21 protein-coding genes are annotated in these 21,812 nt (G+C 68.2%); 15 read left to right on the top strand and 6 right to left on the bottom strand.

Annotated features, from left to right (window positions below; all coding sequences use genetic code 11):
• Positions 1-5: 5 nt before the first annotated feature.
• The 11 genes from C5B99_RS07705 to lnt all read left to right on the top strand — a co-directional run bounded on the left by C5B99_RS07705 (position 6) and on the right by lnt (position 11,384).
• Entirely contained in the window at positions 6-746 is a 741-nt protein-coding gene (locus tag C5B99_RS07705; protein ID WP_146081017.1) for an HAD family phosphatase, read from the top strand.
• Entirely contained in the window at positions 743-1,798 is a 1,056-nt protein-coding gene (locus tag C5B99_RS07700) for a tRNA (adenine-N1)-methyltransferase (RefSeq protein ID WP_104241184.1), read from the top strand. Before C5B99_RS07705 ends, C5B99_RS07700 begins: the two co-directional genes overlap by 4 nt.
• Positions 1,795-2,790: a hypothetical protein gene (locus C5B99_RS07695; RefSeq protein WP_146080544.1), complete on the top strand. Its 996-nt coding sequence runs from the start codon at positions 1,795-1,797 to the stop codon at positions 2,788-2,790. Before C5B99_RS07700 ends, C5B99_RS07695 begins: the two co-directional genes overlap by 4 nt.
• Positions 2,791-2,840: 50 nt before the next feature.
• Complete coding sequence (locus tag C5B99_RS07690) at positions 2,841-3,758, top strand: FKBP-type peptidyl-prolyl cis-trans isomerase (RefSeq protein ID WP_104241182.1); 918 nt, start codon at positions 2,841-2,843, stop codon at positions 3,756-3,758.
• Positions 3,759-3,767: 9 nt separating this feature from the next.
• A complete protein-coding gene (locus C5B99_RS07685) occupies positions 3,768-4,793 on the top strand; it encodes a YafY family protein (RefSeq protein WP_104241181.1) in 1,026 nt (341 codons plus the stop codon).
• The gene (locus C5B99_RS07680; RefSeq protein ID WP_104241180.1) at positions 4,790-5,761 is read left to right on the top strand and encodes a YafY family protein; all 972 of its coding nucleotides are present in this window, start codon (positions 4,790-4,792) and stop codon (positions 5,759-5,761) included. The genes C5B99_RS07685 and C5B99_RS07680 overlap by 4 nt, the downstream gene beginning before the upstream one ends.
• A gap of 106 nt (positions 5,762-5,867) precedes the next feature.
• The gene (locus C5B99_RS07675; RefSeq protein WP_146080545.1) at positions 5,868-6,185 is read left to right on the top strand and encodes a hypothetical protein; all 318 of its coding nucleotides are present in this window, start codon (positions 5,868-5,870) and stop codon (positions 6,183-6,185) included.
• A gap of 4 nt (positions 6,186-6,189) precedes the next feature.
• On the top strand, positions 6,190-6,525 hold the full coding sequence (gene tatA / locus C5B99_RS07670) for a Sec-independent protein translocase subunit TatA (protein ID WP_104241178.1): 336 nt from the start codon (positions 6,190-6,192) through the stop codon (positions 6,523-6,525).
• Between the two features lies 1 nt (position 6,526).
• Positions 6,527-7,396: a twin-arginine translocase subunit TatC gene (gene tatC, locus C5B99_RS07665; RefSeq protein ID WP_308471359.1), complete on the top strand. Its 870-nt coding sequence runs from the start codon at positions 6,527-6,529 to the stop codon at positions 7,394-7,396.
• Entirely contained in the window at positions 7,393-9,843 is a 2,451-nt protein-coding gene (locus tag C5B99_RS07660; RefSeq protein ID WP_104241177.1) for an RNA helicase, read from the top strand. Before tatC ends, C5B99_RS07660 begins: the two co-directional genes overlap by 4 nt.
• Entirely contained in the window at positions 9,840-11,384 is a 1,545-nt protein-coding gene (gene lnt, locus C5B99_RS07655; protein ID WP_104241176.1) for an apolipoprotein N-acyltransferase, read from the top strand. The genes C5B99_RS07660 and lnt overlap by 4 nt, the downstream gene beginning before the upstream one ends.
• 124 nt (positions 11,385-11,508) lie before the next feature.
• Here the strand turns inward: lnt and C5B99_RS07650 are convergent, their stop codons facing one another.
• Together C5B99_RS07650 and C5B99_RS07645 are read right to left on the bottom strand one after the other, a co-directional pair.
• Positions 11,509-11,877, bottom strand: a complete 369-nt coding sequence (locus C5B99_RS07650; RefSeq protein WP_068479689.1) for an RNA polymerase-binding protein RbpA — start codon at positions 11,875-11,877, stop codon at positions 11,509-11,511.
• Positions 11,878-11,976: 99 nt separating this feature from the next.
• Positions 11,977-12,747: a glycerophosphodiester phosphodiesterase family protein gene (locus tag C5B99_RS07645; RefSeq protein WP_181057880.1), complete on the bottom strand. Its 771-nt coding sequence runs from the start codon at positions 12,745-12,747 to the stop codon at positions 11,977-11,979.
• 52 nt (positions 12,748-12,799) lie between these two features.
• Here C5B99_RS07645 and C5B99_RS07640 point away from each other — a divergent pair, with 52 nt between their 5' ends.
• On the top strand, positions 12,800-13,579 hold the full coding sequence (locus C5B99_RS07640; RefSeq protein WP_228496557.1) for an SDR family oxidoreductase: 780 nt from the start codon (positions 12,800-12,802) through the stop codon (positions 13,577-13,579).
• Positions 13,580-13,692: 113 nt separating this feature from the next.
• Here C5B99_RS07640 and C5B99_RS07635 read toward each other — a convergent pair whose 3' ends face one another.
• Both C5B99_RS07635 and C5B99_RS19220 read right to left on the bottom strand, forming a co-directional pair.
• Positions 13,693-14,157: an SRPBCC domain-containing protein gene (locus tag C5B99_RS07635; RefSeq protein ID WP_181057882.1), complete on the bottom strand. Its 465-nt coding sequence runs from the start codon at positions 14,155-14,157 to the stop codon at positions 13,693-13,695.
• Positions 14,158-14,177: 20 nt separating this feature from the next.
• Positions 14,178-14,357: a hypothetical protein gene (locus C5B99_RS19220; RefSeq protein WP_160071711.1), complete on the bottom strand. Its 180-nt coding sequence runs from the start codon at positions 14,355-14,357 to the stop codon at positions 14,178-14,180.
• 235 nt (positions 14,358-14,592) lie between these two features.
• On the opposite strand from C5B99_RS19220, the gene C5B99_RS07630 reads away from it, so the two are divergent.
• On the top strand, positions 14,593-15,699 hold the full coding sequence (locus C5B99_RS07630) for an LLM class flavin-dependent oxidoreductase (protein WP_104241174.1): 1,107 nt from the start codon (positions 14,593-14,595) through the stop codon (positions 15,697-15,699).
• Positions 15,700-15,834: 135 nt separating this feature from the next.
• Complete coding sequence (locus C5B99_RS07625) at positions 15,835-17,850, top strand: AarF/ABC1/UbiB kinase family protein (RefSeq protein WP_181064961.1); 2,016 nt, start codon at positions 15,835-15,837, stop codon at positions 17,848-17,850.
• On the opposite strand, the gene C5B99_RS07620 is transcribed toward C5B99_RS07625, so the two are convergent.
• Positions 17,832-19,289, bottom strand: coding sequence for an amino acid permease (locus C5B99_RS07620; RefSeq protein WP_258063116.1), 1,458 nt, complete (start codon positions 19,287-19,289; stop codon positions 17,832-17,834). The genes C5B99_RS07625 and C5B99_RS07620 overlap by 19 nt on opposite strands.
• A gap of 87 nt (positions 19,290-19,376) precedes the next feature.
• Between C5B99_RS07620 and C5B99_RS07615 the strand changes: the two genes are divergently transcribed.
• Positions 19,377-21,320 carry a potassium transporter Kup gene (locus tag C5B99_RS07615; RefSeq protein ID WP_104241172.1) on the top strand — a complete coding sequence of 648 codons (1,944 nt, stop codon included), beginning with the start codon at positions 19,377-19,379 and terminating at the stop codon, positions 21,318-21,320.
• On the opposite strand, the gene C5B99_RS07610 is transcribed toward C5B99_RS07615, so the two are convergent.
• Positions 21,317-21,808, bottom strand: coding sequence for a hypothetical protein (locus C5B99_RS07610; protein ID WP_104241171.1), 492 nt, complete (start codon positions 21,806-21,808; stop codon positions 21,317-21,319). The two genes, C5B99_RS07615 and C5B99_RS07610, sit on opposite strands and share 4 nt — an antisense overlap.
• Between the last annotated feature and the right edge of the window lie 4 nt (positions 21,809-21,812).

Below are 21,812 nucleotides of genomic sequence, written 5' to 3'. Positions count from 1 at the left end.
GCCCCGTGGCTCCTTCGAAACTTCCCGCCGCCGTCCTGTGGGACATGGACGGCACCATCGTCGACACCGAGCAGTACTGGCAGACCGCTCAGCTGAACCTCCTCAGCGACCACGGCCTGCCCCCGCTCACCGAAGAGCAGGAGCTGGGGATGGTCGGCTCGAGCATGGCCGACGCGTCCGAGTTCTTCGCTCGCCTCGGCGTCAGGCTCGAGCCGCAGGAGATCGTGGACCACATGAACTCGACGGTCATGGCGAGCATCCTCAGGGAGCTCGACTGGCGGCCCGGCGCTCTGGAGCTGCTGACGGACCTGCACGCTGCAGGCATCCCGAACGCGCTCGTGACGAACTCGACGCGCATCCTCGCCGACGCAGTCGTCTCGACGCTCGACGCCCCGCTGTTCACGATCGTGATCGCAGGCGACGAGGTCGACAACGGCAAGCCGCACCCCGAACCGTATCTCCGCGCGGCAGAGCAGCTGGGCGTCGCCCCGGAGAGCTGCATCGCGGTCGAGGACTCACGCCGCGGCCTCGAGGCCGCTCGGGCCGCCGGATGCGCGACGATCGGCATCCCGCACGGCCAGACGCTCGAGGCGCACCACGCGCATCTCGTGACGCACACACTCGAGGGCATCACCCTCGATGAACTCGGCGAACTCGTCGAGCGCGTCGCAAGCGCAACGGCGACGGGACAGGACGCACAGACGGCACACGACGCCGCCAACCGAGAAAGCGAAGCACAGCTATGACCCAGACCGACATCGGCGGACCCTTCCGCGCTGGAGACCGCGTGCAGCTGACCGGCCCGAAGGGACGCGTCAGCACCCTCTACCTGGAGCCGGGCAAGCGCTACTTCATGCACAAGGGCATGATCGACCACGACACGATCATCGGCGTCGACGAGGGCTCGGTCATCGCCGCGACCGACGGCGGTCAGTACCTCGCGCTGCGTCCGCTGCTCGAGGACATCGTCATGTCCATGCCGCGCGGTGCCGCCATCATCTACCCGAAGGATGCCGCGGCGATCCTCGCGAAGGCCGATATCCGCCCCGGTGCACGCGTCATCGAAGCCGGCGTCGGCTCAGGCGCGCTCTCGCTGTGGATCCTGCGCATGCTCGGGGGTACGGGCTCGCTCACGTCCTTCGAACGCCGGGAGGAATTCGCCCAGGTCGCGGAGGGCAACGTCATCAGCGTCATGGGCGAGAAGCCGGACAACTGGAACCTCGTGCTCGGCGACCTCGCCGAAGCGCTGCCCGAGCAGCACGCCGACGGGACCGCCGACCGCGCCGTGCTCGACATGCTCGCCCCCTGGGAGTGCCTCGAGGTCGTCGCGGATGCCCTCAAGCCCGGCGGAGTGCTCCTCTGCTACGTGGCCACGGTCACCCAGCTGTCCCGCGTCGCCGAGGCCATCCGCGCGACCGGCCTCTTCACCGATCCGAACGCCGACGAGACGATGGTCCGCGGGTGGCACGTCGAGGGCCTCGCTGTGCGTCCCGACCACCGCATGATCGGCCACACCGGCTTCCTGCTCACGGCCCGCCGACTCGCGGACGGCGCCGTCCTGCCGAACCTCAAGCGCCGAGCCTCGAAATCTGACTTCAGCGACGAGGACGTGGAGATCTGGACGCCGGGATCGCTGGGTGACCGACAGGTGAGCGACAAGGTGCTCCGCAAGCGCGCCAGACTCGCGCAGCGCGGCGCCGCCATCACCTCAGGACAGGGCAGCGAGCCGGAGCCCTCCGAAACGCAGCAGGACGACACCGACGCGCAGAGCACCGGACCAGAGGGAGAGAGCGAATGAATCGCACAGGAATCCGACTCGTGGGGGCCGCGATGACCGCGTCCGCCGTCGCGATCGCCCTCACGGGCTGCGTCACCTGGCCGGAGAGCGAGCTCGACGTCGCGGCGTGCGAGCTGCCCGGCGTCGAGGGCACCGCTTCGACGAGCATCACTGCCGACGGCGCGTTCGGCGAACTCAGCGGCGCGACCCTGCCGCATCCCCTCTCGGTAACTGCTCTCGAGACCACGCGTGACGGCGTCGGAACCGGCGACCCGGTCACGCCGTCCGGAGTCGTGCGCGCGAACTTCGAGCTGCTCGACGGCGCCGGCGGCGAGGTCCTCGTGCCCTACAGCCCGACGGTCGCGGATGAGTCCGGTGCCTCCGCGCCGACGAGCGTGGCGACGATCGCGAACACCTTCCCCGGACTCGCGGAGGCCATCGAGTGCTCGCAGACCGGCGAGCGCGTCGTCGCCGTCATGCCCGCGAGCGTCCTGTTCGGCGAGGCGGCGGCATCGACGGGGGTCGACCCGGCCATGACGATCGTCGCCATCGCCGATGTGCTCGACGTGTACCCATCGAGTGCCGGTGGACGCATCGCCGCCCCCGAAGACGGCATCCCGGCCGTCGTCACGGCACCGAACGGCACCCCTGGTGTCACCATGCCAGCCCAGGACCCGCCCGCAGCCCCGAAGCGACACGTGCGCATCGACGGCTACGGTGCCCCGGTCGCCGAAGGCCAGGCCGTGACGATGCAGCTCTCTGCCTTCGACTGGACGACCGGTGAGCAGGTCGCATCCACGTGGACCCCCGGCAACAACGTGCTCCAGCTCACCATGGCACCCACCGACGGCCTCTTCGGTCTGAGCCAGGAGATCGTGGGCACCCCCGTGGGCTCGCAGCTCGTCGTCGTGCTTCCCCCCGAGCGTCTCGCGTCCCAGCCAGGGCCGTTGAACGCCACGGCCACGCAGGGACGCACGCTGGTCTTCGTGATCGACATCCTGGCCGCCGAGTAGCGACCAGGCTGACTTCCCACCTCCCTCTCGATTCCACGCAAGGCGGATCAATGCAACGACGTCTCCCCGCGATCGCCGCGGCCCTCCTCCTCTCGCTCGGCCTGGCCTCGTGCGCCGGCAGCTCGACCCCCGCAGCGAGCGGAGACGCGCTCAACGGCGTCGAGGTCAGCGGCGAGTACGGCGCAGCACCGACCGTCGAGATCGGCGATGTCGCAGGTCTCGGCGAGGAGATGGAGCGCCGCGTCGAGATCGAGGGTGACGGCGAGGAGATCACCCTCGATTCCACGGTCGCCGCGAACCTGACGGTGTACGACGCTGGCACGAAGGCCGAGGAGAGCCCGTACGCACCGCTCGGGCAGGTCCTCGACCTCGACGCCGAGGGCATCCCGGGCTACCTCACGGGGCTCTTCGACGGCGTGACCTCCGGTTCGCGCGTCGTCGCCCTCATCCCCGCGGCCCTGCTCCTGGAGGGAACCGCCAACGCGGGAGCAACGGACACGCCTCCCGCGCTTGTCGTCGCCGACGTGATCGAGGTGCCGGAGACGCGGGCAACCGGAGCCGAGCAGGCCTCCACGCAGTCGCTCGTCACGGTCACGGATGCGGCCGAGGGCGCCCCGCAGGTCACGATCGTCGAAGGTGCGACTGCGCCGGACGAGCTGGTCCTCGAGACCCGCAAGCTCGGCACCGGCCCCGTCGTGGCAGAGGGCAGCTCCGTCGTCGTCCAGTACACCGGCGTCCTCTTCGCGACGGGGGAGACGTTCGACAGCTCCTGGGACCGCGGCACCCCCGCCCAGTTCTCCACCACCGGCGTCGTCGACGGCTTCGCGCAGGCTCTGGTCGGACAGACGGTGGGCTCGCAGGTCATCGCCGTCATCCCGCCAGCACTCGGCTATGGCGACCAGGCGAGCGAGGCGATTCCCGCGGGATCAACCCTGGTCTTCGTCGTCGACATCCTCGGCACGATCTAACATCGAGGCGTGGCAAGCGAGCGAACACCCCGAGCCAAGGCACCCTCCGCTGCGGAGCGTCAGTTCTCGCTGGTCCTCGCGCTCCTGACGACCGAGCGAGGACTCACGAAGAGCGACATCTTCGAGACCGTCCACGGGTACTCGGGCGACAGCGGCGGGAGTGCGGCTACCGCGCGCGAGAAGCGATTCGAGCGCGACAAGACCGAGCTGAGAGACCTCGGTGTTCCCGTCGAGGTCATCGACGACCCGTCGGCGCCCGGCAACAACCAGCTCGCTCGCTACCGGGTTCCTCGAGGCGGGTTCTCCATGCCAGCAGGACTGGTATTCGATGCCGAGGAGACGGCCCTGCTCGCACTGGCCGCCCAGGTCTGGCGCGAGGGCTCCGTCTCGCAGGAGTCGAGGCGCGGCCTCATGAAGCTGAAGGCGCTGGGGGAGAGCACCAGCGAGGATCTCGTCGGCGTCGCACCGCGTCTCCGGGCGCGTGACGCGGCCTTCGAGCCCCTCTCGACAGCCATCGAGGAGGGTCGACTCGTCTCGTTCTCGTACGCGAAGCCCGGCGAGGAAGCTGCGCGGGTTCGCCGGGTCGAACCGCTTGCTCTGGTGTTCGCCGACGCGAACTGGCTGCTCGTCTCCTACGATCTCGACCGAGCCAGCGAGCGCATGTTCCTCCTGGCACGCATCGTCTCGACGCCGAGGCCGCTCGGCGCCGTCGACACGACGCGCTACCCGGGGGTGACCCCAGAGCAGCACGCAGCACGAGCGCTCGACACGCTGGCGGAACTCGCACGCAGGCAGCGCGCGAGACTCGAGGTCCGTGAGGGCTCGGACGCCGAGGTCAGGCTCCGCTCCGTCGCGTCCACAGCTGACACCCCCTGGCGTGAGATCGAGCTCGGCTACACCGACGTGGACCTCCTCGCGAATCGCCTCGCGTCCTTCGGCTCGGAGGTCCGTGTGCTCGAGCCGGAACAGCTCGCCAGGCTCGTCGAGGCGCGCCTGACCGAGGTCGTCTCCGACCACAGCGAGGTCGCCCCGTGAGCCCCTTCGTCTCCGCCGACCGTCTCGCGCTCCTCGTGTCGCTCGTGCCGTACCTGCGCCAACAGGAAGCAGCGGTGCCCGTCGAGACCGCAGCAAGCCACTTCGGCGTGAGCGCGACGCAGGTCCGGGATGCGGTCCGACTCATCGCCGTGTCCGGCACTCCCGGCGATGCGGGGGTCTACAGCCACCTCGACCTCTTCGACATCAACTGGGATGCCTTCGAAGCGCAGGACCTCATCGAGGTGACCCACTTCGTCGCCCTGGAGGAAGCACCGCGCATGTCGAATCGAGAAGCGGCAGCCGTGATCGCCGGCCTCGGGTTCCTGCGCAGCCTCCCTCGACTCGTCGATGAGAACCGCATCGACGATCTCCTCCGGAAGCTCGGCGCGAGCGGCGCGGCGCCCCACTTCGCCTTCGGCTCGATAGCGGAGGCTCCGGCCGCCCGCGACGCGGTCTCAGCCGCTCTCGCCACGAGGCGGCGCCTGCGCTTCCGCTACCGGCGCGAAGACGGCGACGAGAGCGTGCGCCACGTGGATCCCTTCACGCTCGAGACCCTGGGCGGGGACCTGTTCCTACGCGGATGGTGCCTGGAGCGCGACGCCGAGCGCGTGTTCCGGCTCGACCGGATGCGCGAGGCGGTGGTCACGGATGTTTCTGCCGAGTCTCATCCTGCGGCCGCGACATCCCGCCCGATCTTCACGCCGAGCGAGGAACACGTCCTGGTGACGATCGAGGCTGGGGCCGCCGTCCTGCCGCTCCTGCGCGATTACCTACCGCCGGGGCAGCCCGCGCCGGCCGTCGATGACCGTGGACGCGCCACCGTGCAGGTCCGGATGGCCTCGATGCGGCATCTTTCCCGTCTTGTCGCCGGGAATGCGGGGGAGATGCGCGTCCTGGCGCCCGCGTCCGCGCGTGCCGCCGTCGCCGATTGGGCCGCCACAGCGCTCCGCGAGCACCACGAGCGCTGAAGCTCGACGGCGAGCCAACGGCGGGTGACTGGCGATTCAGCTCAGACCAGGTATCGTTGGAGTCACTATGCCGTGGTGGAGTTGGGTTCTCATCTGGGTGGGCCTCGTGCTCATCCTGCTTGGCGTGCTCGGTGCACTGGGCTACTGGCTCTTCAAGAAGGTCGTCCTGCTGCAGGGCGAGCTGGCGGGCCTCGAGGTTCTCCTCGAGGCGTTCGAGAAGCGTGCGCAAACGCTCGTCTCGTTCACGCCTCCACGGAGCAATGCGATCGTTCGCGGTCTCCGCGAGGTCCAAGTCGAGCGAGGTGCGCTGAAAGAAGCGCTCGACGAAACCAAAGAGCAGCGTCACGAGCAGCGCCTGGAGCGTGGCCGTGAGCTGACGACCGCAGACCCGTTTCAATATGAACACCTTGTGAAAGGCAACTGACACCATGCCGAATCTGACTGGCCCACACCTCATCATCATCCTGGTGATCGTCCTGTTGCTCTTCGGCGCCCCGAAGCTCCCGGGCCTCGCGAAGAGCATCGGACAGTCGATGCGCATCTTCCGCGGCGAGGTCAAGAACATGAAGAAGGACGACGAGGTCGACGCCACGCCGTCCACGGACGTGTACTCGCAGCCTGCCGCCACTGCGCCGCAGGCACCCGCAGCCCCGCAGGCACCCGTCACGCCTCCCGTCCAGAACTCCGCTCCGGCAGCGCCGGCTCCTGAGGCCCCCGCGGCCCCGAGCTCCGATGCCAGGGGCACCGCTGGTCCTTCCAACTGACGTGACCCTCCAGCCAAGCGAGGGGCCGTCTCCGGCAGGAGTGCCGAAGACGACGCCGAAGAGAGCGAAGAAGGACCGCAAGCGCGATCCTGACGGCCGCATGCGCCTCGCCGAGCACCTCATCGAGTTCCGCAACCGGCTCATCATCTCAGCGATCGGCATCGTGCTCGGCATGGTGGGTGGCTTCCTGCTCACGGACTGGGTCTTCAACCTGATGTCCGCGCCGATCCACGACATCGCCGTGTCGCAGGGTCGAACGGCGGACCTGAACTTCCAGAGCATCACGGGCGCCTTCGACCTACGGTTGCAGATCTCCCTCGCTCTCGGTGTGATCCTGTCCTCGCCTGTCTGGCTCTACCAGATCTGGATGTTCGTCGTCCCCGGGCTCAAGAAGAACGAGCGCTGGTACGCCATCGGCTTCGTCGGGACGGCGATCCCGCTGTTCCTCGCGGGCGTCTGGGTCGCGTGGCTGCTGATGCCCCGCATCGTCGAGGTCATGGTGAGCTTCGCACCCTCGGACAGCTCGAGCCTCATCAACGCGGGCGACTACTACAAGCTCATCATGACGCTCTGCATCGCGGTGGGCATCGCCTTCGTACTCCCGGTCATCCTCGTCATGCTGAACTTCGCGGGCGTCATCACGGGTTCCGCGATTCTCAAGGGATGGCGAACGGCCGTGCTGCTCGTTGCGCTCTTCGCGGCGATGGCGACGCCATCGGCTGACGTCCTCTCCATGTTCTTCCTGATGGCCCCGATGCTCGGCCTGTACTTCCTCGCTGTCGGCATCGCCATGATCAACGACCGACGGCGCGCGAAGAAGCACAAGAAGTTCGAGGCCGAGCTGGCGGCAGCCGAAGCGTCGGCTGCATGACCCCGAGCCCGTCCGAGCGCTTCGCGGCCAGCAGGTCCCGCGCTCAGCTGCAGCAGTTCGAACTGTTCCGTCGCGAACTCAGCTTCGACCTCGACGAGTTCCAGATCGCGTCGTGCGCGAGCGTCGAGGCCGGCAAGAGCGTGCTCGTCGCGGCGCCGACGGGCGCTGGCAAGACCGTCGTCGCCGAGTTCGGCGTCTTCCTCGCCATGCGCCAGCCGAATGCCAAGATCTTCTACACGGCGCCGATCAAGGCGCTGAGCAACCAGAAGTTCAGCGAGTTCGTGCGCCGCTACGGCGAGAGCGAAGTCGGCCTCCTCACGGGAGACGTCAACATCAACCCGCGCGCGCGGATCGTCGTCATGACCACCGAAGTGCTGCGGAACATGCTCTATGCGGGCAGCGATCTGCTCGACGACCTCGCGTACGTCATCATGGACGAGGTCCACTACCTCGCAGACCGGTTCAGGGGCGCCGTCTGGGAAGAGGTGATCATCCACCTTCCCAGCGAGGTGCGACTCATCTCGCTGTCGGCGACGGTCTCGAACGCCGAGGAGTTCGGCGACTGGCTGCAGACCGTACGCGGCGACACCGACGTCATCGTCTCCGAGGAGCGCCCAACGCCGCTGTTCCAGCACGTGCTCGTTGGCCAGCGCCTCTACGACCTCTTCGAGACCCGTGACGGAGACATCGCCGACCGCGTGAATCCCGACCTCGTCCGGGCCACGCAGGGTGGCGGCGGGCGGCGCGAAGACGGCCGCGACCGCGACCGCGTCGGGCGCAGGGGCCGGGGGAGCAGCTGGAAGGAGCAGCGATTCCAGACGGCCCGGGCCGACCGAGCTGGCCTGACGCGCATGCTCGACGATGCCGACATGCTGCCCGCCATCAACTTCATCTTCAGCCGCAAGGGCTGCGACCAGGCCGTCTCCCAGGTGCTTCGCGCCGGCGTCTCGCTCACGACTCGCGAGGAACGCGACGAGATCCGCTGGATCGTCGAGGACCGCTGCCGCAACCTCCTCGATCAGGATCTCGCGGTCCTCGGCTACTACGAGTGGACAGAAGGCCTCGAGCGCGGCATCGCAGCCCACCATGCGGGGCTGCTGCCCGCGTTCAAGGAAGTCGTCGAGGAGCTCTTCCAGCGCAAGCTCGTGAAGCTCGTCTTCGCGACCGAGACACTGGCGCTCGGCATCAACATGCCGGCTCGCACCGTCGTGCTGGAGAAGCTGGAGAAGTTCAACGGCGAATCGCGAGTGCCCATCACCCCAGGCGAGTACACGCAGCTGACCGGTCGAGCGGGCCGTCGTGGCATCGATGTCGAGGGCCACGCCGTCGTGCAATGGGTCGGCGGGATGCATCCCCAGGCGATCGCCTCGCTCGCCTCGCGTCGCTCCTACCCGATGAACTCGAGCTTCAAACCGACCTTCAACATGGCGGTCAACCTCATCGACCGGTTCGGCCGCGCGCGCACGCGCTCCGTGCTCGAGTCGTCATTCGCGCAGTTCCAGGCGGACAGAGCCGTCGTCGACCTCGCGAAGCGAGTGCGTCAGCAGGAGGAGGCCCTCGCGGGCTACGAGGAGGGCATGAACTGCCACCTCGGCGACTTCTTCGAGTACTCGCGCATCCGTCGCGAGCTCAACGATCTCGAGCGCAAGCGCATCCCCCACGACGAGGCGCACCAGCACGCCGCGCGCGAGCGCAGGCAGGCGAAGCTGACTCAGCTCCAGACCGCCCTCAAGCGTCACCCGTGCCATGTCTGCCCGGACCGGGAGCAGCACGCTCGCTGGGGTGAGCGCTACTGGAAGCTGAAGCACGACAACGACAAGCTGACCCGGCAGATCGAGTCGAGAACCGGGGCTGTCGCCCAGGTCTTCGACCGGATCACCGAGCTCCTGCTCGATCTCGGCTACCTCGCCCCCGCAGACAGCGGTGACAAGGACCTCGCCGTGACCGACCACGGGCGCACGCTCGCGCGCATCTACGGCGAGCGTGACCTGCTCATCGCCGAGTGCCTGCGCAGACAGGTGTGGAACGAGCTGAACCCGCAGCAGCTCGCCGCCATGGCTGCCGTCCTCGTGTACGAGCCGCGCCGCGAAGAGGAGACCCTCGAGGAGTACCAGCTGCCTCGCGGGGCCTTCCGCGGTGCCATGCAGACCACCGAGAAGCACTGGCAGTCGCTCGACGAGCTGGCCGAGAAGTACCGTGTACCGCGCTCGTCACGCCTGGCGACGAACCTCGCCCCCGCCATCTTCCACTGGGCGCACGGCGCGGAGCTCGAGCGTGTCCTCGAGGAGTCGAACCTCGCCGCCGGCGACTTCGTGCGCTGGTGCAAGCAGGTGCTCGACGTGCTCGACCAGATCGAGAAGGTCGCGGAGGGCAAGTTCGCGACGACCGCGCGGCAGGCATCCAGCAGCGTGCGTCGGGGCATCGTGGCGTATTCGGGGGTGGGGTGAGGTCCTTCTGGCTCTCCCTGCTCGCTGCCGTTGCCGGCGGCCTGCTGCTGAGGGCCGCCTTCCCAGGACCCGCGCTGTGGCCGCTCGCCTTCGTCGGCATCGGGCTGGTGCTCTGCTCCCTCGTGCACCGTTCCGCCGGAGGGGCGTTCCTCGTGGGCCTCGCCTCCGGACTCGCCTACTACTTCCCGCTCATCGCCTGGGCCTCGCTGTTCCTCGGCCCCGTACCGTGGAGTGCGCTGAGCGTCCTCTCGTCACTGTTCTGGGCCGGGGGAGCGGTGCTCATCGCGCTCGCCTACCGTCGCCTCACGGCGCGCTGGGAGAGCGGCGCGAGACGCGTGATCTTCGTCGCGGCGGCGATCGCGGGACTGTGGACGCTGCGCGAAGCGATCTACTCGGCGTGGCCGTACGGCGGCTTCGCCTGGGGGAGAATCGCGCAGTCGCAGTCAGCGAGTCCGTTCGCGGAGCTCGTGTCCTGGCTGGGACTCTCGGGCATGGGCTTCGTCATGGTCTTCCTCGTGGCGCTGACCCTCGAGCTGGGCCGCGCCCGAGTCAGACCCCAGACCTGGGTTACGGCGGCTGCGGCCGTGCTCGTGGTCGCGGTCGTTCCCATCTACCCGACGAACGAGATCGGTTCCGCCCGGATCGCCGCGGTCCAGGGCGACACCCCGGAGGCCGCCTACTTCGTCGACGGAGACCCAGGAGACGTCTTCCTCGGCCATGTCGACGCGACCCTCACCATCCCGGATGACGCCGACGTCGACGCCATCCTGTGGCCGGAGGGCTCGATCGATCTCGACCCGAAGACGTCGACCGGGGTGCGCCGCACGCTCGACCAGCTGAGCGAGCAGTACGGTGCCCCGATCGTGGCGAACGCCGTGACGGTCGAGGAGGGCGTGACCGCCGACGACGACCGGTTCTTCAATTCGCAGTTCGTCTGGGACGCGGAGAGCGGCTGGGGCGATCAGTACGACAAGAAGCACCCGATTCCGTTCGGCGAGTACGTCCCGGATCGTGAGTTCTGGTACTCGCTTGCCCCTGACCTGATCGGCCTGATCGGGCGCGGCTACTCGCCGGGGGAGCGGGACAGCATCCTCGAGGTCGGCGACATCAGGGCTGGCACCTACATCTGCTACGACATCGTCGATGACGTGCTGATCCGCGACGCGGTCCTCGAGGGGGCCACGGTGCTGTTCGCTCCGAGCAACAACGCCGACTTCGGGAAGACCGACGAGCCCGCCCAGCAGCTTGCGTTCGCACGGCTGCGCTCGATGGAGACGGGCCGCTCCATCGTGCAGGCGTCGACCGTCGGCCTGAGCGCCGTCTACTCTCCAGAGGGCAGAGTGCTCGCCGAGCTGCCCTGGTACGAGCCCGGTGTCATGATCGTGGATGTCCCGCTTGCCGACGGCCTCACCCCTGCGGTGCTCTTCGGGCGCGGCATCGAGGTCACGCTCGCTGCGCTCGGGCTGGGCCTGCTCATCGGCGCAGGAAGCTCCAAGACGCGGCGGATGAACACCGCGACCGTGCGCATCCCTCGACGCTAGCCGAGCCGGCCCAGTCCGAGACGGACCCGGCGGTGGCGCAGCGACCGGACACACGAAAGGGACGAAGCCAGAAGGCCTCGTCCCTTTCGACAGTCACGGTCGCTCGCTGAGCGACCTGCGGGGGTCAGACGTCTTTCGCGCCCTTGGTTCCGCGCCGTGAGCGCAGGAACGTGAGCCGCTCCTGGAGGACCTCTTCGAGCTCCTCCCGCGTACGACGCTCGAGCAGCATGTCCCAGTGAGTGCGCTGGTGCTTCTGCTCCGGCGCCTCGTAGGCGACCTGCTCGCCGCCCTCGTCGAGCAGACGACCCTCGTTGCCGCTCTTCGGCGATGCCCAGACCTCGGGCACCTCCGCTTCAGCGGCGAAGGTGACGGCGAAGCGCTCACCCAGGGTCGTCTCGTACGTTCGCACCTGGCGGTCGACAAGGACAACGCCCTCGTCACTCTGCAGGCTCTGTGCGCCGAGCCGCATTCCGCGCAGACTCCGATCAGCCATTGCTGACCTCCTCTCCTCGTCAGTGCGGTTCTACTTCTATCGTCCCAACGTCCTATTGTGCCGCGGTATTCCCGCGCGTTCGCCCTTTTCCTTCGAAACTCACACATTCCCGCGGCTTCGAACGACCTCGACGGCAAGATCCGCGCGGTCCGTCACGAGACCGTCGACGCCTCGCTCGAGCAACTCCGCCATCTTCGACGGGTCATTGATCGTCCAGACGTGCACTTCCGGCACGTGGCGGTGGAAGGCTCGCAGCCTCGTGGGGGAGAGCAGGTCGATCCGCGCGGCCCGCTCGGGAATCTGCACCGCTGAGACGCCCCGGAGCGCCCGATGCAGCATCCCACGCGACCGCAGCGACACGCCGACGAGCGCGGCCGCGATGGCGGAGCTCGCGGCCCCGCGGGCTGCCTCTGGAATGAGAGTCGCGGTCAGCTGCAGACGACGAGCTGAGAACGACGTGACCAGCACTCGTCGCTGCGCGTTCGTCCGTCGAACGGCGGCAGCGACGGCGTCGACGGCATCCGCTGATTTGACGTCGATGTTGAATCGAGCCTGCGGGAAGGCGTCGAGCGCCTCGTCGAGGGGGAGCAGCAGCGCCCCAGGAGTGCGCCCGGCCGACGTCAGCCGCGTCAGCTCGGCGATGGGGGAGCCGGCGAGGCTCCGATCGCTCCCGTCGAAGCCCTCGAGGGTCGCGTCGTGCCAGAGCACCGCGCGCCCGTCCCTGGATGCACGGGCATCCGTCTCGATGTGGGTGGCGCCGACGTCGAGGGCGGCGCGAAAGGCCTCGCTGGTGTTCTCCGTGGCCCGCAGCGCGAGCCCGCGGTGGGCGAGGACACGTGGGGGAGCGCCATCCAGGTACGGGTGCTGCATGCGTCCAACGGTAGTGCGCCCGGCTCTCGTCACGCCCAATAGAATCGAGCACATGGCTGAACAGATTCTCAACCCGCTGGCCGCCGGAGCACTCGAGGGCAAGCGTGCGCTTGTCACGGGTTCCTCCCGCGGCATCGGCGCGGACACCGTCAAGTTCCTCGCGCAGGCTGGCGCCAAGGTCGTCGTGAACTACCGCAACAAGGAAGCGCGGGCCGTCAAGCTCGTCGACGCGATCGCGGCCGACGGTGGTACCGCGATCGCCGTCGGTGCCGACCTCACCGACACCGGGAGCCGCCAGGAGCTCTTCTCGACCATCGAGCGCGAGTATGGGGGCCTCGACGTGCTTGTCCTCAATGCCTCGGGCGGCATGGAGTCGGGCCTCGGAGAGGACTACGCGCTGAAGCTCAACCGCGACGCGCAGGTCGAGACGCTCACTGGCGCGCTCGAGCTCATGCGTGACGGGGGCCGTGTCGTCTTCGTGACGAGCCACCAGGCGCACTTCATCCGCACGACGCCCACGATGCCCGAGTACGAGGCAGTCGCCAGCTCGAAGCGGGCGGGGGAGGACGCGCTCCTCGAGCGAGTTCCGGAGCTCGCCGAGCGCGGCATCGAGTTCGTCGTCGTCTCCGGCGACATGATCGAGGGCACGATCACCGCGACGCTGCTCGACCGCCTCAACCCGGGCGCGATCGCCGCCCGTCGAGAAGAGGCCGGCAAGCTCTACAACGTGCAGGAGTTCGCGGCCGAGGTGACGAAGGCCGTCGTCGAGCCGGTTCCTGCCGACAACATCCGCCTCATCGGCGACACGTCGGGCTTCGCCGCCGAGGCCTAGACGCGGGGATTCTGCTGTCGCGAACGACGATGCCCGGACCAGGTGGTCCGGGCATCGTCGTTCTGACCAGCGTCGTCGTGAGCACCGCCGATGTTCGGCGATCAACGGCGACGTCAGGCGTTCTTGAGCGAGTTCGTCGCGAGCTTCCGGCCGGGTCCATCCTCGAACAGCTCCTGGAGCTGGAGGAGGTGCTCACGCCAGCCATCGCGGTACTTGGCCACGTGGATCTCGGCGTAGTCACCGCGGGGGAACCCCTGCTCGAGGACTCGCACCTTGCTCTTCTTGTCGTTCTGCTGGACGACGACGAGCACAACATCGGTCTCGAACTCGCCGGATTTCGTCTTCCACGTGAAGTGGAGTTCCTCTGGCGCGTCGATCTTGGTAATGTTTCCCGTGGTGATACGGGGTTTCTTCTTGCCTGGCCGGAGCGATCGAGCCGTGATCTTCGCACCGCGCTTGATCTTGAACTCAGAATCGGCCCACCAGAGCTCGCGCAGGTCTTCATCGACCAGCGCCTGCCAGATGAGCTCAGCTGGAGCCTTGATCCGGACGCTGATGTCGATGCTGGGGGTGAACACCGCGCGGGAGGCTTCGGTCGCTACTTGCGGCTTTGTCCCACGAGCTGCCACGGGATGAAGAGCGCCAGCGAGTTCAGCAGGATGCCGGCGAGGAACACGAGAAGGCGAAGCGTGTCGCCGTCGACCTGGAACGCCAGGCCGTAGCACCAGAGTCCGGCGCCGAAGATGATGATGCAACCGATGGCAATCAGAACGCTCACGAGTGTCGGCTCCCAGGATCTCGATGTGGCTCAGGCCACGAAGTCTGCCACGGCGAAGTACTCACCGTGCACTCACAGCCTACTTGATCACCGAGGCAGAACCCGCGCAGTCCAGGCCGGGTTTCACGACATCCGATAATGCGCATTATGACATTACGAGCAGACGCCGGGCTTCCGCTGGTGCCCTGCGCCCGCGAGACGAGGCCTTTCGCCGCCTTACCGGTCTTTACGCCGCGTGACCCAGGCGCCGTTCGAGCTCCCCGGCCAGCGGGATGCTGAGGGCATCATGAGCGAGCCATCCACCCACCCCATAGCCACCACCCGCAAGCGCCTCTCCTTCCTGGCCTTCGTCGAGCACACACGAGTGTCCTCGAACGCCTCGCTCGGACTCCAGGAGGGCCTCGAGCTCTTCGAGTACGCGGAAGACCTCGGCTACGACACCGGCTACGTGCGCCACCGTCACCTCGAGACGTACCTCTCCTCGCCGTTCACGTTCCTCGCGGCGGTCTCGCAGCGCGCGAAGCGCATCAGGATCGGAACGAGCGTCACTCCCCTGCGATTCGAGCAGCCAATAAGGCTCGCCGAGGACGCGGCGACGCTCGACCTGCTCTCGGAGGGCCGGCTCGAGCTGGGGCTGAGTTCCGGATACGCGGCCACGGAGTCGACGTTCTCGCAGGCATTCGGTGAGATCGAGGGCGATGACATCAGGGCGCTCGTCGACGCTCGACTCTCGAGCTTCCTCGCAGCGCTCGAGGGGCGCACGGTCGCGACGGCCGAGTCGGATCTCTCGTTTGCCAAGGCGGGTGCCGAGCTCACCGTGCAGCCGCACAGCCCGGGCCTGCGAGGCCGCGTGGCCTACGGCGCCGGTGGCGGCACCAGCGCGCAGAAGGCCGGCGCCCGCGGCCTCCGGCTCCAGCTGTCGACGCTCAACACGGAAATCGGCGAGCTCGGCTTCGAGGACACCCAGGCCCAGTCGATTCGCACGTACCGCGACGAACACGCCAAGGTGCGCTCATCCCCCGCCTCCCCCTCCTTCGCATCCGTGAGTCGCGCCATCGCGCCCTTCGACTCGGCGACCGAACGTGCTGAGCTGGAGTGGCTGCTCGAGCGCGACGCCGAGCGCGCAGCGAGTGTCGGCGAGGGGCCGCTGCCCTTCCAATTCGGGCGGGTCGCGCACGGATCTGGCGAGCAGATCGCCGAGGCGCTCATCGACGATGCCGGCATCCACGCGGCCGACGAGCTGGTCATCGCACTCCCCTTCGACTACCCGGCCGAGACGCAGCGGCGCATCCTGCGTCAGTTCGCGGAGGACGCCGCGCCCCACCTCCCCTACCTGCGCTGACGGGAGTCCCTGCCTGGGCACTACGGCGTTGCGGCCGAGCGGCAGGAGAAGCTCGGGTCGGACTCGGACCCGGGCATGGCCCGGCGATCGGCCTTGCCGCTAGCCTGGGCGGGACCCCACACCACGAGGAGCGCCGTGTTCGCCAACGCCCTGCTGATCGCCGTCGCCATCCTCGCCGCCATCCTCGTTGGGCTCGTCGCCCGCCGGGTGCTCGGTGTGCCGATCGGCTACATCCGCTCCATCATCGTCGGCGCGCTCGTCGTGGTCGCCTCGATCCCGTTCGGCAACTGGATCATCCGCGAGACGGGCGTCGACCAGCTCGAAGACGGGGAGACCAACTTCACGGTCGTGGTCGTCGTCGTCCTCCTCGCCGTCTCGTGGATCTTCGCGCTTGGCGTGCTGATCCTCGTGGCCCTCGAGGCGACGATCCCGACGAGGGCCTTCCCCAACCCGATCGAGCTCGTGCGCTCCGCGATTCGCCGCCGGAGCCGCACGAGGCGGTACCTGCAGATCCTCACGATCGCCTCGCGCGACGGCGCAGGGTGGCTCCTGCACGGACGCCGGAGCCCCGCCAACGAGGGGCGCACGACCGCCCAGCAGCGAGCGGACGCGCTGGTCACGACGATCAACAACGCCGGCGTCACCTTCGTCAAGCTCGGCCAGGTGCTCTCGACGAGGCGAGACCTCGTGCCCGAGCCCTACCTGTCCGCCCTCGCACGGCTGCAGTCGAACGCCACGACCGTGCCATGGCCCGAGATCGAAGCGGTGCTCAAGAGCGAGCTCGGGGTGCCGCTGGACACCGTGTTCGGGGAGATCGACTCCACTCCCCTGGCCGCGGCCTCCGTCGCCCAGGTGCACCGCGCCCGGCTGGTCGACGGCACACCCGTGGTCGTCAAGGTCCAGCGACCTGACGCGCGGGCGCAGGTCGAGGCCGACGTCGACATCATCGGGCGCCTCGCGGACCGGGCGGAGACCCACACGGCACTCGGCAGGGAGATGCGCCTCTCCGCGATGGCCGCCGGCTTCACGACCACGCTCGCGGAGGAGCTGGACTACCGGGTCGAGGCCCGCAACGTGCACATGATCGAGAGCACGATGCGCGACATCCACGCGGGGTCGCCGAGGCTCCAGAAGATCGCCATCCCGTCCGTCTACTCCGCGGCGAGCACCCGCAGGGTGCTGACGATGGATGTCATGGACGGCAGCCCGCTGAGCTCGGCGGACGAGCGCCTCGGAGCGCTCGGCCCGGAAGCACGACACGACCTCGCGCAGACGCTCATGGAGACGGTGATCGAACAGATCCTCGTCTACGGCGTGTTCCACGCGGATCTGCATCCTGGGAACGTATTCATCCGGGACGACGGCTCGCTCGGCCTGATCGACTTCGGGGCGATCGGGATCGTCCAGCGAAGCCAGCGCGAACATCTTGCGGCGTTCCTCCTCTCAGCGGCGAGCGACGACGACGTCTCCGCGGCCGACGCCCTCCTGCTCATCGTGGACGCGCCGGAGGACCTCGACGTCGACGCGTTCCGTCACGACATCGGGACAGCGCTCACCTCGGTCCAGCACTGGCCGCGCGGAGAGGGGTCGATCTTCACGATGATGCTCGACGTCATCCGGAAGCACCACCTGGCGCTCCCCTCCACCCTGGCATCCGCCTTCCGCAGCTTCGCGACGCTCGAGGGGTGCCTTCGAGTGATCGAGCCCGACTTCGACTTCGTGCAGCGGGCGCTGCCGTTCGTGCCGGAGCTGCTGAAGCAGCTGCTCGCCCTCAAGCGGGTCATCGGCACCGCTCAGGCGAAGGCCGCGGTCGCTGCCGCGTACGCGGCGCGCATGCCGAACCGCATCGACACGATCGTCTCGAAGCTCGAGGACGGCGAGTTGAGCGTGCGAGTGAGCCCGTTCTCCGACCGCCAGGACCGCAGCTGGCTCGGCGGGCTGGTGAGCCGGGGAATCGACACCGCGGTCGCGCTGACTGCGGTGATCCTCGCGATCGTGCTCGTGGTCGCCGGAGGCGGCCCGACCCTGGCTCCTGGCCTGGAGCTCTTCAACCTCCTCGGCGCAGTGATCGGCCTCCTCGGGTTCTTCGGGATCCTCCGCTCGATGCTGAGGTCCATCGTCGGCGCGCGCGGTCAGGCCTTCTCCGACTGAGACGGTGAGCGCTCCTCCGCTCTGGCGCGCTCGACCCGCTTGCTGATCACGAACCGCCACATCAGCCCGAGGCCGAGGAACCAGAAGGGCAGGACGATGAGGCCCGCACGTGTGTCCTCCCCCAGGAACAGCGCGACCAGGATGAAGACGAAGAAGGCCAGCACGACCCACGGCATGAAGCGTCCACCCGGCATCTTGAACTTCGAGGCCTCATGGAGCTCGGGACGCTTCTTCCGGAACATGAGGTAGCTGACCAGGATGAACGTCCAGGTCGCGATGAAGTTCAGCGAGCTCACCGAGGTCACCACGGTGAACGCCGCCATGACGTTGTCGCCGAGAGCCAGCACCGGGAGGGCCGCGAACAGGAACGCCGTCGTGAAGAAGACGCCCTGCGTCGGCACGCCGCGTGCGTTCAGGAGCCCGAAGCGCCTCGTGGCCTGGCCGTCCTTCGCGAGGCCGTAGAGCATCCGCGTGGACGAGTAGAAGCCGGAGTTGGCGCTCGAGGCGGCAGACGTGAGCACCACCAGGTTCACGACGATCGCCGCGGCCGGGAAGCCGATGAGCTCGAACATGGAGGTGAAGGGACTCACCCCGGGCTCGATCAGGTTCCACGGAGTGACCGACATGATGATGACCAGGGCGCCGACGTAGAAGACGAGGATGCGAACGACCACCGAGTTGATGGCCTTCGGCAGGTTCTTCTCCGGGTCCTCAGCCTCGGCTGATGCCGTTCCGACGAGCTCGATGCCGACGAAGGCGAAGACCCCCATCTGGAACCCCAGGATGAAGCCGCTGATCCCGAACGGGAACATGCCGCCCTGATCCCAGAGGTGGGAGACGGACGCCGTCACACCGTCCGCGCTCGTGAACCCGGTCACGAGCAGGACGATGCCGACGGCGATCAGGGCGAGGATCGCGACGACTTTGATGATCGCGAACCAGAACTCCGTCTCGCCGAACGCCTTCACGGGCTGCAGGTTGAGGAGGAGCAGGCCGATGGCCGTCGCGATCGCCGGCACCCAGGCGGGGATGCCGTCGTTGAAGAACGCCACGTACCCGGTGATCGCCACGATGTCCGCGATGACCGTGATGACCCACGCCAGCCAGTACGTCCAGGCGACCACGTACCCGGCCCAGGGCCCGATGAGGTCAGCCGCGACATCCCCGAAGGTCTTGTAGCCGAGGTTGGAGAGCAGCAGCTCCCCCAGCGCGCGCATCACGAAGAAGAGCGCGAACCCGACGATCGCGTACACGAAGATGATCGAGGGGCCCGCGAGACTAATCGTCGTCCCCGAGCCGAGGAAGAGCCCCGTTCCGATCGCCCCGCCGATGGCGAGCAGCTGCAGGTGGCGGGACTTGAGCCCACGCCGGAGGCCGCCGTCGCCCGTCTCATCGCCACGTGGATGCTGCGCTTCGGTCTGGATAGCCCTGCTGGTCACCGGAACCCCCTCGATACTGGTCGATGCCGAACCCACGAATTCTAGTGGTGGCTCAGGAAGCTCGACTCCCGGGTCTACATTGGTCGCATGCACGATCTGCGCACTGCGCGACCCGAGGCCGCCGCCGCCTCTCACCCCCGCACAAGCGGCACCCTCCTCGCCCGCTCGGCGGTCGGCGTCGCCGCCATCGGCATCGTCTTCGGCGACATCGGCACGAGCCCCCTGTACGCACTGCGGGCGGTGTTCTCGGAGCACGACGGCGTCGTGCAGCCCAGCATCGCGCACGTGTACGGACTCATCTCGCTCATCATCTGGGCCGTGACGCTGCTCGTGACCGTCAAGTACGTGCTCTTCGTGCTCCGGGCCGATCACGAGGGCGAGGGCGGCATCCTCGCCCTCTCGACCCTGATCGGGCGCCGGCTCCGTGGGTCCAGGCGAGCCATGGCCGCGACGACCCTCGTCGGCATCATCGGCGCCGCCCTGTTCTTCGGGGACAGCGTCATCACCCCGGCCGTCTCTGTCCTCTCCGCAGTCGAAGGACTCGAGATCGCGCTTCCCGGCACCGAGGCGCTCGTCGTTCCCATCGCGCTCGTCGTGCTCGTCGGGCTCTTCGCGCTGCAGCGGTTCGGCACGGGCGGCATCGGTCGCCTCTTCGGGCCGATCATGCTGATCTGGTTCATCACCCTCGCGTGCCTCGGCATCCCCCACATCCTGGCGCATCCCGAGATTCTGGCGGCGTTCTCCCCGCACCACGCCATCGCCTTCATCATCGGCGAACCGCTCATCGCCGGCGTCGCCCTCGGCGCTGTCGTGCTGGCTGTCACCGGAGCGGAAGCGCTGTACGCGGACCTCGGCCACTTCGGCCGCTCCCCCATCTCGAAGGCCTGGCTCTTCGTCGTCTTCCCGGCCCTGACGATCTGCTATCTCGGGCAGGGCGCCCTCGTGATCGAGGATCCGTCTGCCATCGACAACCCGTTCTTCCGGATGGCGCCCACCTGGGCCGTGTTCCCGCTCATCGGCCTCGCGACGCTCGCGACGGTCATCGCGTCGCAGTCCGTCATCTCCGGCACCTTCTCGGTCGCGAGGCAGGCCATGCGGCTCGGCTTCCTCCCGAATCTCACGGTCAAGCACACGTCCCGAGCGTCCATCGGCCAGATCTACATCCCGGTCGTCTCACTGCTCCTGCTCGTGCTGATCATCGGCGTCGTCCTCGGGTTCCGGAACTCGGAGAACCTGGCGGCCGCCTACGGCCTGGCGGTCACCACGACGTTCCTGCTCACCTCCTCGCTGTTCATCGTGTACCTGCGCCTCGTGTGGGAGTGGCCCTGGTACCGAGTGCTCCTCGTGACGGTCCCCATCGTCGTCCTCGAGCTCGCCTTCTTCGTGTCGGGGCTCGTGAAGTTCTTCGCAGGCGGCTGGTTGCCGCTCGTCCTTGCCGGCGCCCTCATCCTGACCATGCTCACCTGGAAACGCGGTCGCGAGATCGTCACCGGACGACGGGAGCGCCTCGAGGGGACCCTGCAGGAGCTCATGCGCCGCCTGCTCCTGGACCAGCCGACCCGCGTGCCGGGATGGGCCGTCTATCCGCACGGCGGGGCACGCACGGCTCCCCTGGCGCTTCGGCTCAACACCCGCGTCAACCACGCCCTCCACGAGCACGTGCTGCTCGTGCGAGTCGCGACCGCCGACGTGCCCCACATCCCGGAGCGCCGGCGCTGCACCATCGACGACATCGGGCCGGCCCCGGAGGGCCTCGTGCACATCACGCTGACGTACGGGTTCCTTGACCGGCGCGATGTCCCCCTCTCCCTCCGCGACGCGCGGCTCGCCGGCACCGTGTCGCAGTTCGACAACGAGAGCGCGATCTTCTTCCTGTCGCGGATCGCCCTCAGGCCGGGGCACGCGAGCGGTATGGCCACGTGGCGCGCCAAGCTCTTCGTGCTCATGTCCCGCGGAGCCTCTTCCCCTGCAGCGCAGTTCGGGCTTCCCCCCGAGCAGACGGTCGAGATCTCCCCGCAGGTGCTGCTCTAGGAGCGGTCGGCCTCCGCCTTCGCGAAGCCGGTCAGGTATGCGGGGACCAGCACGGACGCCGTGAACAGGAGCGTGAGCACGAAGGTGCAGGTCATGACCGTGAGCAGGTCGTAGGCGCCACCGGAGATCCAGAAGCTGCAGAACGTCGCACCGGCTGCGGCGAGGATCGAATGGCCGATCGCGAGCGGCAGCACTCTCCGACGCGTGTACGAACGCAGCCCGGTCGACACTCCCCGCTCAGCGGCGAGCGCCGCGACTGCACCCAGGATGCACAGCAGGAGCATCGCCAGCCAGCCGAGGAGCAGCGGCAGGAAGCCGCGCTGATCGAGCTGCACTCGACCGACCTCGGTCAGCAGCGCATAGCCGAAGAACATGACGAGGCCAACAGCCCCGAGGGTCGGGACGAGTCGGCTGAGCACCTCGCGCTGGCTGGGCCGGAACGCGGCAAGGGAGATCGACGGGGAATCTTCGAGGGGGGCGGCGCTCACGCGG

The sequence above is a fragment of the Pseudoclavibacter sp. Z016 genome (assembly GCF_002931215.1).
In the GTDB taxonomy this organism is placed as follows: Bacteria; Actinomycetota; Actinomycetes; order Actinomycetales; family Microbacteriaceae; genus Pseudoclavibacter.
Note: the sequence above shows the minus strand (reverse complement) of the source record. Positions and strands in the feature narration are given on the sequence as shown.

Bases quoted from the DNA above. Each gene is read 5' to 3' on its own strand.
- C5B99_RS07700 (WP_104241184.1), top strand. From the start codon at position 743: ATGACCCAGACCGACATCGGCGGACCCTTCCGCGCTGGAGACCGCGTG.
- C5B99_RS07695 (WP_146080544.1), top strand. From the start codon at position 1,795: ATGAATCGCACAGGAATCCGACTCGTGGGGGCCGCGATGACCGCGTCC.
- C5B99_RS07690 (WP_104241182.1), top strand. From the start codon at position 2,841: ATGCAACGACGTCTCCCCGCGATCGCCGCGGCCCTCCTCCTCTCGCTC.
- tatA (WP_104241178.1), top strand. From the start codon at position 6,190: ATGCCGAATCTGACTGGCCCACACCTCATCATCATCCTGGTGATCGTC.
- C5B99_RS07660 (WP_104241177.1), top strand. From the start codon at position 7,393: ATGACCCCGAGCCCGTCCGAGCGCTTCGCGGCCAGCAGGTCCCGCGCT.
- C5B99_RS07650 (WP_068479689.1), bottom strand. From the start codon at position 11,877: ATGGCTGATCGGAGTCTGCGCGGAATGCGGCTCGGCGCACAGAGCCTG.
- C5B99_RS07645 (WP_181057880.1), bottom strand. From the start codon at position 12,747: ATGCAGCACCCGTACCTGGATGGCGCTCCCCCACGTGTCCTCGCCCAC.
- C5B99_RS07640 (WP_228496557.1), top strand. From the start codon at position 12,800: ATGGCTGAACAGATTCTCAACCCGCTGGCCGCCGGAGCACTCGAGGGC.
- C5B99_RS07615 (WP_104241172.1), top strand. From the start codon at position 19,377: ATGCACGATCTGCGCACTGCGCGACCCGAGGCCGCCGCCGCCTCTCAC.